This is a genomic window from Acidaminococcus sp. AM33-14BH, from assembly GCF_003603525.1.
Lineage (GTDB): Bacteria > Bacillota > Negativicutes > Acidaminococcales > Acidaminococcaceae > Acidaminococcus > Acidaminococcus intestini.
This window is the reverse complement of the sequence record NZ_QTNG01000006.1, coordinates 89,925-103,381: the sequence shown is the minus strand read 5'-3', so window position 1 is coordinate 103,381 and position 13,457 is coordinate 89,925. Positions and strand designations below refer to the sequence as shown.

At 39.5% G+C, this 13,457-nt stretch carries 12 protein-coding genes; 10 read left to right on the top strand and 2 right to left on the bottom strand.

The annotated features are described in order from the left end of the window. Positions 1-39: 39 nt before the first annotated feature. Positions 40-834, bottom strand: coding sequence for an IclR family transcriptional regulator (locus DW817_RS05960; protein ID WP_165851872.1), 795 nt, complete (start codon positions 832-834; stop codon positions 40-42). 234 nt (positions 835-1,068) lie between these two features. Here DW817_RS05960 and ilvD (DW817_RS05955) point away from each other — a divergent pair, with 234 nt between their 5' ends. Genes ilvD (DW817_RS05955) through DW817_RS05945 form a run of 3 tightly spaced genes read left to right on the top strand, consistent with a single transcriptional unit; the run spans position 1,069 to position 4,948 of the window. After that, the gene (ilvD, locus tag DW817_RS05955) at positions 1,069-2,754 is read left to right on the top strand and encodes a dihydroxy-acid dehydratase (RefSeq protein WP_120111529.1); all 1,686 of its coding nucleotides are present in this window, start codon (positions 1,069-1,071) and stop codon (positions 2,752-2,754) included. Positions 2,755-2,766: 12 nt separating this feature from the next. Then, positions 2,767-4,026: a GntP family permease gene (locus DW817_RS05950; RefSeq protein ID WP_021737290.1), complete on the top strand. Its 1,260-nt coding sequence runs from the start codon at positions 2,767-2,769 to the stop codon at positions 4,024-4,026. A gap of 13 nt (positions 4,027-4,039) precedes the next feature. Next, positions 4,040-4,948, top strand: coding sequence for a dihydrodipicolinate synthase family protein (locus DW817_RS05945; protein ID WP_120111526.1), 909 nt, complete (start codon positions 4,040-4,042; stop codon positions 4,946-4,948). 73 nt (positions 4,949-5,021) lie between these two features. Here the strand turns inward: DW817_RS05945 and DW817_RS05940 are convergent, their stop codons facing one another. After that, complete coding sequence (locus tag DW817_RS05940; RefSeq protein WP_021737342.1) at positions 5,022-5,798, bottom strand: IclR family transcriptional regulator; 777 nt, start codon at positions 5,796-5,798, stop codon at positions 5,022-5,024. A gap of 274 nt (positions 5,799-6,072) precedes the next feature. Between DW817_RS05940 and ilvD (DW817_RS05935) the strand changes: the two genes are divergently transcribed. The 7 genes from ilvD (DW817_RS05935) to DW817_RS05910 all read left to right on the top strand — a co-directional run bounded on the left by ilvD (DW817_RS05935) (position 6,073) and on the right by DW817_RS05910 (position 13,424). Then, positions 6,073-7,767: a dihydroxy-acid dehydratase gene (gene ilvD / locus DW817_RS05935; RefSeq protein WP_120111523.1), complete on the top strand. Its 1,695-nt coding sequence runs from the start codon at positions 6,073-6,075 to the stop codon at positions 7,765-7,767. 3 nt (positions 7,768-7,770) lie between these two features. Further along, complete coding sequence (locus DW817_RS05930) at positions 7,771-8,661, top strand: dihydrodipicolinate synthase family protein (protein WP_120111519.1); 891 nt, start codon at positions 7,771-7,773, stop codon at positions 8,659-8,661. A 12-nt stretch (positions 8,662-8,673) separates the two neighbouring features. Continuing rightward, positions 8,674-9,939 carry a GntP family permease gene (locus DW817_RS05925; protein WP_120111516.1) on the top strand — a complete coding sequence of 422 codons (1,266 nt, stop codon included), beginning with the start codon at positions 8,674-8,676 and terminating at the stop codon, positions 9,937-9,939. Between the two features lie 270 nt (positions 9,940-10,209). Beyond that, entirely contained in the window at positions 10,210-10,443 is a 234-nt protein-coding gene (locus tag DW817_RS11050; RefSeq protein ID WP_207802107.1) for a transposase, read from the top strand. Between the two features lie 203 nt (positions 10,444-10,646). Further along, positions 10,647-11,219, top strand: coding sequence for a transposase (locus DW817_RS10685; protein WP_207802106.1), 573 nt, complete (start codon positions 10,647-10,649; stop codon positions 11,217-11,219). 38 nt (positions 11,220-11,257) lie between these two features. Then, on the top strand, positions 11,258-11,548 hold the full coding sequence (locus tag DW817_RS10680; protein WP_243634082.1) for a transposase: 291 nt from the start codon (positions 11,258-11,260) through the stop codon (positions 11,546-11,548). 583 nt (positions 11,549-12,131) lie between these two features. Further along, positions 12,132-13,424 (top strand): dicarboxylate/amino acid:cation symporter, encoded by a 1,293-nt coding sequence (locus tag DW817_RS05910; RefSeq protein ID WP_120111513.1) that lies wholly within the window; start codon positions 12,132-12,134, stop codon positions 13,422-13,424. Positions 13,425-13,457 lie beyond the last annotated feature (33 nt).

Below are 13,457 nucleotides of genomic sequence, written 5' to 3'. Positions count from 1 at the left end.
GAAGTAAACCGCAGAAAAAATAAACTGATGAAGAAGAAATTAACTGGATTGAGAAAGAAATGTTTTTTTTGAAATGCTTTGAGAGGCAAAGTAACTTTCAATAGCCTGTTTTGAGGAAAGAAGAGTCTGCTTTATAGTTTCAGACTTATCATTTGATAATCTAAACATGGGCACGCTAACACTTATAGACGCAATTAATTCAGCCCCTGAAAAGAGAGGAACGGCAAAGCATTCTAAGTGAGCCAGGCTCTCTTCTTTTTCGTGTGCAATACTTGAAGTTTTAATAGTGTCTAATTCTTGAGCTAGAACGTGAAAATCAGTGATGGTATAGGGTGTAAGAGGATGTAGCCCCATAGGATACAATTGCCGGAGATCAGATTCATTAAGTGGTGAAATCAATGCTTTACCTAATGCCGTAGCATAAGCAGGCAATTTCTTCCCTACGTACGATAAAAGCCGGATAGGTTCTTTGGAATCAACTTTTGAAATATATAAGACATTTCCTTGATCCAAGATTCCTAATTGGCATATTTCATCAATGCTATTGACGATAGCAGACATTTGTTCATGAACATATTGAAATGCGGATTTTTGTGAAGCAAATGTTTCGCCTACGAGATATGCATGTAGTGAAATTGAATATGTGCCTGCGTCAGAGTTATATGAGAGAAAATTTCTTTTATTAAGAGTGTGAATAATAGGGGATAATGTTCCCTTTGGAATTGATAATAGAGATGCGATTTTAGATAAAGGCAAACCATCATGATTTTGTGAAAGCAACTCAAGTATATCAAGAACACGCTCAGTTGGCTTATGAGGAAGAAAGTCTTTCATAATTGCAAAGCTCCTTTTACAAACAAAAAGACCATAATTCATGGATATTTCTATGCTTTTATTTTCATATAGAAAGGTTAATCTGTCAAATGATAAAGTGAATCAACAATTTTTAATTTGATGTTAAAAATATGAAAATTCTTGTAAAAAATAAAATGACATGCTATTATGCGCGTAAGAAAGTTCGTAATAACGAATTATATTCGTATTTACGAACAAAAGGAGAGGGTCAAAATGGAAAGAAGTTCAAAAATCTTGAGTGGAATCAACAACCAGTACTATCGTGCAACAATGAAATCTATGGGTTTTTCAACAAATGATTTGAAGAAACCCATTATTGGCATTGCCAATGCTTGGAGTGAGTGTGTACCAGGACATTACAATCTCCGGCAGGTTGCTCAAAGAGTAAAGGATGGTATTTATCAGGCTGGTGGTACTCCTGTCGAATTTGGAGTGATTGGTGGCTGTGATGGCATGGGACAGGGCCATGATGGAATGCATTATATTCTTCCTTCTAGAGAATTGATTGCTAACTCGATTGAATCAATGGCACAGATTAATTTGTTTGATGGGTTAGTATTACTTGGATCTTGTGACAAAATTATTCCAGGGATGCTTATGGCTGCTGCACGCTTGGACATTCCTTGTATTTTCCTTCCTGGTGGACCGATGGAAGGCGGGGTTCAGTTTGATGGACGGCAGTCTGATCAGACTTCCAGTGCTGAGGCCCTTGGGATGCTTTCAGCAGGTAAAATTACTGAAGATGAGTATAAGGTCCTTGAAGATTTATCTTGTCCTTCTTGCGGATCTTGTTCTTATCTGGGAACAGCTAATACGATGTGCTCTCTTTCAGAAGCCCTTGGCATGTGCCTTCCTGATGGAGGAATCATTCCTGCTACATCTGCCATGCGGTTTAGTGTCGCTGAAGCAACGGGCATCAAGATTATGGAACTTGTCGAACGTCAGATTACTGCTCGTAAAATTATTACTAATGATAGTATGCGTAATGCTATCAAGGTTTGTCTTGCTATGAGTGGATCTACGAACGCAGTCATGCACCTTACTGCAATCGCACATGAAGCTGAGCTATCAATCAATGTCCTTCAAGAGTTTGATTCTTTGAGTGATACAACGCCACAGGTTGCTAAGATCAATCCTGCTTCAAAATACAATATGACGGATTTTTATCATGATGGTGGCGTTTACCGCATGATGAAAGAAATGAAAAGTATACTTGCTACCAATGTCATGACAGTAACCGGTATGACATTAGGGGAAACTATCGATAATCATAAATTTATGTTCCCTCATAGTCATAATGTTATTCATACGCTGAAGGATCCATTTGGATATACAGGGGGTGTTGCTGTTCTTAAAGGCAACCTTGCTCCAGACACGGGGATTACTAAACCAGGGGCTTTTGACCCCAGCTTACACCATTTTGTTGGGGAAGCGATTTGCTTTGATAGTGAAGAGCTTGCTGAAGAGGCAATTCTTGCGGGCAAGGTACATGAAGGTCATGTTGTCGTTATCCGTTATGAAGGTCCTAAGGGCGGCCCTGGTATGCGCGAAATGTTTAAGGCTATGAAATACTTGTATGGAAGAGGTTTGGCATTAACTACTGCACTGATTACGGATGGTCGTTTTTCCGGAACCAATAATGGATGTTTTGTAGGGCATATTTCTCCTGAGGCAGCTGAGGGAGGACCGATTGCTATCGTTCATGATGGAGATAAAATCGAAATTGATGTAGATAATAAGAAGCTGAACTTGCTTGTTAGTGATGAGGAAATCAAAAATCGACTTGAGAAATGGGTTAGACCTGAGCCTAAGTTCAAGAAAGGTTGGTTAGGCTTGTATTGTAAAATTGCTGCATCTGGTTCCGAAGGTGCAATTCTTAAGTTTGATAAGCTAAAATGAGGTGAATTTGACATGATTACAGCATATGGAGCAATTGTTGGTCTTTGCATTGCTATAATTTTAATTCTTCGTAAGATTAATCCAACTTATGCCATGATTATAGGTGCTGTAGTTGGTGGGCTTGTTGGAGGAGCCGGGCTTACAAATACAGTTAAATTTATGATTGTTGGTACCCAAGGGATCGTATCCGCTATTATTAGAATTATTACAGCTGGTATACTAGCGGGTACTTTGATCGAGAGCGGCGCTGCCAAAAGGATTGCTGACTCTATTATTGCGTCAGTAGGAACTAAAAGAAGTCTTATTGCAATGATGCTTGCAACCTGGATTTTAACTGCTGTTGGCGTATTTGGTGATGTTGCTATTATAACAGTTGCACCAGTCGCAATTTTGATGGCTAAGCAATCTGGGTATCGAAAACTTGGGGTTTTAATGGCTATGATTGGTGGTGTAAAAGCAGGGAATGTAATGAGCCCTAATCCGAATGCTATTGCTGCCTCTGAAGGGTTTAATGTCCCTCTTACTTCCGTCATGGCAATTGGAATAATCCCAGCCATTACAGCTTTGATTGCTACCGGATTTATTGCATACTATTTGCGTAATAAAGGTACCGATTTTGAAAATGTAGAAATGAGCGCTGGAGTAGATGAGGAATTACCTACATTGGCAGCTTCTATTTCAGGACCTTTGGTTACAATTGCACTTTTATTGCTTAGACCTCTCCTTGGTGTTACGGTCGACCCTTTAATTGCTCTTCCTTTGGGCGGAATTGCTGGGATGCTAGCAATGAGAAAGGCGAAGTACATTGGACACTATTTTGATGTCGGAATTGCAAAAATGAGTGGCGTTGCCATGTTACTAATCGGAACAGGAACCCTAGCTGGCATTATTTCAAATTCTGCTCTAAAAGATGTAATTACTGCAGCTATTGAATCCGTTGGATTACCCGGTTTCATGCTTGCCCCAATCGCAGGAACTTTGATGGGGGCAGCAACTGCATCTTCAACTGCAGGAACAACTCTCGGAAGTCAAATTTTTGGACCTACCGTAGTTGCGGGCGGTACAAGCGCATTGGCAGCTGCCGCAATGACTCACTGTGGTAGTTTTGTTTTTGATGGTCTTCCTCATGGCTCTTTCTTCCATGTTAGTGCAGGTACAATTGGCATGAAAATTAGTGAACGTCTGAAGTTGATTTTCTGGGAGTCGTTAAATGGGGTTGCTATGGTTCTTGTAAGTGTGTTTTTTGTTGGTATTTTAAAGATTGCGGGATAAAGGAGGACCTACATTGCATAAGGCACAAATTATTACGCCGGTTATTACTGTTTTTGATTCACAAGGAAATCTTGATATTCAGGGCAATATTAATGTATACCAGTTTCTCATTGAGGGTGGTGTAGATGGAATTCTTATTATGGGAAGTACTGGAGAATTCTTTTCTATGCATGATTCTGACAAGCGCCATTTGATTGATGCCGCTGTTAGTTTTGTAAAAGGTCGTACTAGATTGCTTATTGGCACTAGCTGCATGAGAGCTGATGATACAATATCTTTATCTAACTACGCTTTAGATAAAGGCGCGGATGGTGTAGTTATCATTGGACCGTATTATTTTGCGCTAACGAAAGAAAGTATTGAGTCCTATTATGACAACGTCGTAGGTAAGATTCATGGTCCCGTATTCTTATATAATTTCCCTGAACGCAACGGATATGATTTAAGCCCTGATATTGTGCTTAATCTATTGAAAAAACATAAAAATATTATTGGATATAAAGATACTGTTACTGAAATGGGGCACACAAGATCTTTAATTCAAGCGGTAAAAAGTGATTATCCGAATTTTGAAGTCTATTCAGGCTTTGATGAATTTCTTGCTCATAATGTTATGAGTGGTGGTTGTGGCTCAATTGGTGGTCTTTCAAATTTTATGCCTGAGGTTTTAAGTGGTTATGTAAAGGCCATTAATGAAAAAAACTTTGAATTAGTTGCAAGCTATCAAGAAAAGATTGATAAAGCTATGGAACTGTATTCAATAGGGACTCCATTTATTCCTATTGTTAAAAGAGCCATGGTTTTGCGGGGAATTAAAATTAGTGATATTTCCACAGTCCCATTTTTACAAGCAACAAAAACGCAAGAAGAGAAAATAATTAAACTTATGAAATCGTTGAATTTGGAACCTATTAAAAATTAATTAAAAGGAGTTCCTTAAATGTTGATAGCATTCAAGGAACTCCTTTTAATTATATATTTGAGATGAAATCAAATTATAAACTATAATGAAAAATTGTATATGACAGTTGGCTTGAAATAGATTTTAAATCTTTCAGTAGTTCAGTATGTACAACTTTATCTTCGATTCTAGGCGTGGCTCCTGCCACACTAATGGCAAAACCTGGACTATCTTTGGATTGAAAGACGGGAACAGCAACACAGGATAAGCCAATTTCAATCTCTTCATTATCCATTGCATACCCTTGCTTTCTAATGACTGTCAACTCTTTCATGAGAGATTCTCGTGTCGTTATTGTGTTATAGGTTTTTCCAACAAGTGGAAATTTGAAAAGCTGATCGATCTCATTCTCGGATTTATAGGCTAGGAGACACTTGCCAATCCCAGTGCAATGCATATAATTTTTTATACCTATTTTAGTTGTGATTAATATAGATGAGGACGAAGACCCGACCTTATCAAGATAAATAACAGACCCAGAGCCAGAATCAATCGCACAATGACATGTTTCGTGATACTTTTGGGCTAATTCTTCTAAAAAGGGATGAGTCAAACTAATTAAGACGTTATTCATTTTAATGGCAGAAGCTAAGGTGAGAATCTTTGGTCCTAGAAAATATTTTTGGGTATCTTTGTTTTGCACTAGGTACCCGAGAGCTGTCAACGTATTGACCAAACCAAAAGTGGTGCTTTTATTTAGATTTGATTTAAGCGAAATTTCCTTTAGACTCAACTCAGGAATATTGTCATCAAATAACTCAAGAATTGTTGCAGCTCGTTCAATTGATTGAATGATCTTAGTCGTCGGCATGAGTTCAATCCCCAATCTGTATAAATAAAAATACCCGTGAAATCGATAGGTTAATTAATTTGAGTGCTTTGCACATTCTAATAAGGAAAATATAACATAATTTCATACTTTTTTCTAGGAATTTGGGAGGCCCCAATATTAAAAATTATCTGAATTATATGTTGACATAAAGAAGAAAAAAGAGTATATTTTGAAATGCAGAACAGCATTCTATATTATAAAACTAAAAACGGGAATGTAGAACGCACGTGTAACGAAAGGGGATGTATTGATTATGGCAATTAAGTACAGAAGTAATGAAATTATGCATGGTGAGGATGCACCGTTTTATCGGTCCTTATTTAAAGCAATGGGTTATGCTGATGAAGAATTGGATCATAAACCGTTGATTGGTATTGCTAATTCTTGGAGCACAGCTTGCCCAGGTTCTTTTAACCTTGACAAAGTAAATGAATTTGTGAAAAAAGGAATTTATAGTGCCGGCGGTACCGCTGTTGAATTTGGAACTATTGGATGTTGCGATGGTGTCGCACAAGGTCATATTGGAATGAATTTCATTCTTCCTTCTCGTGAAATTATTGCTAATTCTGTAGAGATTATGGTTCAGGCCCACCGCCTTGATGGTATAGTTCTCCTGTGTTCCTGTGATAAAATCGTTCCTGGTATGTTGATGGCAGCTGCTCGCCTAGATATTCCTGCTATTGTTTGTGTTGGTGGCCCAATGCTTGGTGGCATTGTATTTGATGGCAGAAAGTCGGATCTGACTTCTATTGATGAAGCTAAGGGCATGGTTGCAACGGGTGCAATCAGCAATGATGAATATAAGAGCCTCGAAAACACTGCTTGCCCAGGTTGTGGATCCTGTTCTTTCCTTGGTACAGCAAACTCCATGTGCTGCTTGTCTGAAGCATTGGGTATGAGCCTACCCGGCAGCGCGTTAATTCCTGCTCCATATGGTGAAAGACTTGCCTCATCCTTTAAAGCCGGCCGTCAGATTGTCGATCTTGTTAATAAAGGGATTAACGCACGGCAAGTTATTACAAAAGAGTCCATGAGGAATGCAATCAAGGTTATGATGGCCATTTGTGGATCCACAAATGCAGTCCTTCATTTAGCCGCAATTGCTAATGAAGCTGATCTCGATATGAATGTTGTAGAAGAGTTTAGAGAACTGAACAAAGTTACACCTCAGATTGCGAAAGTAAATCCTGCTGCTAAATGGGATATGGAAGACTTCTATAAGGCTGGTGGCATTCCTAGAGTCATGACCAGATTAGGCAATTTGTTGGATCCCTCTTGCCTTACCTGCACTGGAAAAACTGTAAAGGCCAATTTGGAAGGATTCCATTATCAGTACCCTGATAATCCTGAAATTATTAAAACTGTTGAAGCTCCGTTCTCTAAAACTGGTGGCATTGCCGTCTTGCAAGGAAACCTGGCGCCTCATACGGCTATCTCAAAACCTGGTGCAATTGATCCCAAGCTTCATCGTTTTACTGGTAAAGCAAAATGCTTCAACTCCGAAGAAGAGGCAGAGGAGGCCATTCTTGGAGGGGAAATCAAGGAAGGCGATGTTGTGGTAATTCGTTATGAGGGCCCTAAGGGTGGTCCTGGTATGCGTGAAATGTTTAAAGCGATGAAGTATATGTATGGAGTTGGCCTTGCTAAGAAGGCAGCTCTCATTACAGATGGTCGTTTCTCAGGCACGAATAATGGCTGCTTCGTAGGACATATCTCACCAGAAGCTGCTGAAGGCGGTCCTATTGCCATTGTTGAAGATGGTGATGAAATTTCCATTGACGTTATTGAAGGCAAACTTACATTGCATGTTTCTGATGAAGAAATTAAGAAACGTTTTGCTTCTTGGAAGCGTCCGCATAAAGACATTCCTAAAGGATACCTTAGACTTTATTCCAAAGTCGCATCTTCTGCAGATAAAGGCGCAATCATAGCTGATGAAGAGGTGTAAACGATGGCAAAGTTCTACACTGCTGTTGTGACAATCTTTAATAAGGATGGATCACTGGATTATAACGGCAACAAGGCCGTTTATGAAAATTTAATTCGCAATCATAGCGATGGTATTGTTTTAATGGGGAGTACGGGTGAGTTTTTTAACCTCACCCTTACCCAAGCAAAGGATCTGGCTGCATTTGCCTTGAAAACGGTTAATCATCAGATGGATGTAATCGTAGGTGCGTCTCGTATGATTCCTTCTGAATCCGTGGAGTTGGGGAACTTTGCACTTTCGCAAGGGGCAGATGCCGTAATTGTTATTAGTCCGTATTATTTTAAACTCTCCGATGCTAATATTGAAAATTATTATGATCAAATTGTACCAAATATTCATGGCCCTGTTTACTTATATAACTTTCCTGGATGCACAGGATATGATTTAAAACCGGAGATTGCACTGCGTCTCAGAAGAAAATATGCGAACCTTAAAGGATATAAGGATACAATTGATAATTTTGCTCACACGAGAGATTTGTGCCTTACTATGCATCGTGAATTTCCGGATTTTGAGGTCTATAGCGGCTTTGATGACTGCTTTGTCCCTAATTACCTAGCTGGAGGAAGCGGTTGTATTGGGGGTCTTACCAATATGTATCCTGAACTTTTTGTAGCACTTACAAAGGCCTTGAATGAAGGGCGTTGGCATGATGTTGAAATTATGCAGCATAAGGTAAACCGAATGATGGAGTTATTTGAAATTTGTTCTCCATTTCTGACTGCTGTAAAACGTGCCATGAAAATTAGGGGACTCATTGAAAACGAGTATGGAAGCAGTCCTTTTGTCGTAGCGACTGATGCTGAAGATAAAAAGATCCGAAAATTATTAAAGGATCTCGATTTGCTGTAAGGGGTGTCAATTATGACTATTACTGCATTGGGTGCTGTTATTGGCCTAGTAGTTGCAATTGCTTTGATTATTTACAAATTTCCACCAGTATATGGAATGATGTTAGGCGCAATTGTTGGTGGATTAGTTGGTGGAGCAAGTCTAGCCTCAACAATTGGATTTATGGTCAAAGGGGCAAGTGGTATGACGTCTGGCATACTACGCATTATTGCCGCAGGTATGCTTGCGGGATTCTTGATTGATTCTGGTTCGGCGCAGACAATTGCACATTTTATCGTTAAAAAGATGGGTAAGAAGTTTTCCCTCCTCGCAATCATTGTAGCTGCTTGGGTTCTTCAAGCTGTAGGTACTTTTGGCGATGTTGTTGTAATTATTGTGGCACCAATTGCCTTGGATATTGCCTGCAGAACAAATTACTCCAAGGCGGCTGCATCAATTGCACTGATTGGCGGTATTCACGCTGGTAATGTTGTTTCTCCGAATCCTAATACCATTGCACTTTCAGAAAACCTTGGACTTCCAATGACTTCGGTTATTATGGCTGGATTTATTCCTGCGCTAGTCGGACTTGCCATAACTTACATATTTGTATTGATGTTAAAGGAGTATGGTGAGAAAGTTGATGAATCTTCACTGGAAGTACCGCAAGGTGAAGAAGGACTTCCTCCTTTTAGTAAAGCCATTATTGGCCCGATTTTTACAATAGTGCTTTTAATGTTAAGACCGATTGTAGGTATTACTATTGATCCGATTCTTGCCCTACCGTTGGGCGGAGTAGTAGGTACCATCGCTAATGGACAAACGAAGAAGATGCTGCAGTATGCCACAACCGGTATTTCTAGAATGAGTGGAATTGTTCTGCTTCTCTTAGGAACGGGGACGATTGCAGGAATCGTATCTAACTCTGCACTCAAGGAACTATTGATTACATCAGTAGATGCCTTAGGAATGCCAGGATATATCTTGGCTCCACTTTCCGGTATTTTAATGGGTGGAGCAACAGCGTCTTGTGTAGCCGGCGCAACCGTAGCTTCGCAAGTATTTGGGCCGACAATTCTCTCCTTTGGTGTAACACCAGTACAAGCGGCTGCTATGATTCATACCGGATGCTGTGTGTTTGATTGTTTGCCACATGGTTCCTTCTTCCATATCAGTGCGGGTACTTTGCGCATGAGCATCAACGAAAGAATGAGAGTGCTTCCTTATGAATCTTTAATTGGTTTTGGTATGACCGTTGTTGCGACGATCATTTATGGATTCCTTGGTTTTACTTTTTGATGTATTTTTATCTATCTTTATGATATGAAAATGATTGTATGGGTAGAATGAATGCTATCCATCGAGTGGAAAAATGGGCTGTGAAATAATAGCACCCCATACAAATAGACCCATCCGATTCAATTGAACCGGATGGGTCTATTTGTGGTAAACTTCATTTATCAGGTATAAACCAACCGTAATCTATAGTACTCCTAAGCAAGTTTTTTTATCATCCTTTTTTCAGATTGCCAGACTATTACGAATCCAGGTTTCACATTCGACAGATTCATGAAGGAAATCAATGTAAATAAGTTTCTGAGCGATATCCCCTCGCATAAATTGGGCCGTATTAGATATAATCCCGTCAATATGCTGAAAACTGTTCTGTTTGGCTTTATGGATGAAGGATACATTTCTCTTCGGAAACTAGAAGATAACTGCAAAGTCAATCTTCGTTATCAATATCTCATGGATGGGAAAAAGCCATCCTATCGAATTTTTTGGTTACTTTATCAACGATGACCTCGGAGAAAAGGCTGAAGCACTTTTTGAGGAAATCAACAAAAGCATCATCCTCAAAGATCATGTCGATCTGGAACACGTAAATATTGACGGCTCCAAGTTGGAGGCCAATGCCATAAATATACCTGGATCTTGAAAAAGCAACCGTAAAGTCCAGATATCTTCTTTACGAGAAAATCTCTGCCCTCTTCACCCAACTCAATGTGGCATTAAGTTCCTATGGGGTAAAGGTTGAAATCAATGCCGAATACGCGCCTGAGTACATCGAACTTGTTCTGGATGAGCTAAAACGGCTCTGGGGATTGGATGAAAAGGCCTTTGCCCACGGCCACGGACACCATAAGACCTTTGAACAACGGAGCTATGAAACGCTCCATACTTACCTGAAAAAGCTCATGGAATACGGTATGAAGATGGCTGTCTGCGGAGAAGTCAGAAACAGTTATTCCAAGACGGATCCATCTGCCATATTCATGCGTATCAAGAAAGCCTATATGGACAATGACCAGCTGTTCCCTGCCTACAACGTCCAGGTTGGAGTCGCTGATGAATACATTGTTGTCCTTGATGTGAACCAGTACCGTTCGGAGATGGATTGCTTTGCTCCCCTCATGGAAAAGTTCCATAAGTTATACGGTAAATATCCCATGTATCCCGTGGCAGATGCGGGATATGGCTCTTACAACAACTATTTGTACTGCAAGGAACACGGTATGAAGTGCTACATGAAATTCCTGATGTTTTTACAAAGAAACAAAGGACAAGAAGTACCATAACAATCCATTCCGAGCCGTAAATTTTCAGATTGGTGAAGATGGTGATTTGTCTCAACGGAAGACGTTTCCATTTCGTATACAAAAAGAAGGTCCCGAGGAACAATTATGGCCGGATGCAGGAAGTTTACGAATGCGAGGACTGCAGCGGGTGTCCCTGTGCTGACCGCTGTAAAAAGAAGCCTGACAACAAGAAATTAAACTTAAACAGGGAACTGACAGTCTTGCATGAAGAGGTCTTGAGGAATCTGACGGATACCTATGGGATCCTCCTGAGACGTAACCGTGCAATCCAGGCAAAAGGTACCTTTGGGATTATGAAAAATGACTGAGACTACAAACGAATTGTCCACAGAGGATTAGAATCCGTGATGATGGAAGTTATTTTGGTTTCTATCAGGCACAACTTGTACAAGTATTACAACAAGCAACGACGAATTTGCACCAAAGCGGCATAATAAAAAAAGAGATGATTGGGGTAAGGGGGAAGTACGCCTTCTTTACCCTATTTTTCTATCTCGAGCAGGAAAAAGACGCAACAAAGGGGCTATGAAGAAATGATAGATTCATTTCTTCATAGCCATTTCTTTATTTTTTTATGATAAATTTCTCATTTTTTTATTTATATAATCCCCTGCAATTCTTTTAACTGCCCTCTACAATTGTAGTTAGTTGAGATAGACATTTTTAGTGTTATTTCAGCAGTTCTAAGTTTACTTGGGAATGAAGGTAAGGGTCTTGGAATATCTGGAATGACACGCTAAGAGTTATAGCCCATATCCAGAAGTTATAGGTTTGGAATCAAAAGAAATTTTAGAATATTATAAAAACAAGGAAATGCTAGCATTGGATTTGTAAAACATAAGTCATGTAGTTTCTTACCTTGTTCAAAAACTAATTAAAGGGGGCGTCTTTATGAAAGATGGAACAAAGAAGATGGCACTACACGTAAAAATTTTTATAGCTTTGTTCCTAGGTATTGGATTCGGATACGTCCTGAATTTTATGGGAGGTGTGAGTAATCCAATTATTAATAATTATATTCTACCATTTTTACAATTTTTGGGGGATCTTTTTCTGAAATCTATTAAGATGGTAGTTGTTCCTCTTGTTTTCTTTTCGATTGTTGATGCCGCGTTGTCTCTAGGAGATCTAAAAAAGTTAAAGAGTATCGGGATTAAAACGGTATGCTTTTTTTTGGGAAGTTCTGCATTAGCAGCAACTATTGGGCTAATATTCGCAAATTTGATAAAACCTGGTAAAGGGGTACTTCTTTCTGGCAATGTGACGAAAGTTACAGTTAAGGAATTACCAGGCTTTTATAAAACAATTCTGGACTTAATTCCGAATAATCCATTTCAGTCGTTGTCTAACGGTGACATGATGCCAATCATCGTATTTGCATTATTAATGGGCTTTGCAATCATCAAGCTCGGTGACAAGGCGAAGGGGCTTGCCGATGTAATGAGTGCATTATCGATGGTTATGTTCAGCATTATCAATATTATTATTGCATTGATTCCTTATGGTGTATTTGGGCTGATGGCTGTTGCTATGGCCCGATATGGGACTGCAATTTTCGGACCTGTGCTAAAGTTTATTCTCGCTGATTACTTATCCCAAGGAACAATGGTAGCTGTTGTATATAGTGTCTTTCTTATTGGTATAGCAAAGGTAAATCCTCTTGCATTCTGGAGAAAGGCTATTCAACCTTATATCATTGCTTTTAGCACCTGTACTTCATCGGCAGCGCTTCCTGTTTCCATGGATATTGCCCCAAAGAAGCTTGGAGTCCCTAGAGATATTTCCAGCTTTGTTCTTCCATTAGGGGCGACTGCTAATATGAACGGAACCTGCATCTATTTTGGGATTATAGTTATTTTTGCGAGCCAGCTATATGGGATAGATTTATCTCTGCAACAACAAGTGCTTCTTGTCCTTCAGGCAACATTTCTTAGTGTAGGGTGTGCAGCAACTCCACAGATTGGTTTAATCATTTCGATTACTTTATTGACTCAAATGGGACTTCCGCTAGAAGCTACAGCTCTTGTAGCTGGAATATATCGGATTATTGATCAGGCGCATACGGCAACGAATTCTTCCGGTGATTTAGTCACATCAGTTTGTATAGCGGCAATGGAAGGCGAACTTGATCGTGAAGCTTTGAATGATCCAAATCATGGTAACAATGTTTCAACGGTGGCTTAATATAAAATGTGCACATAGGTAGTTAGGAGGTAA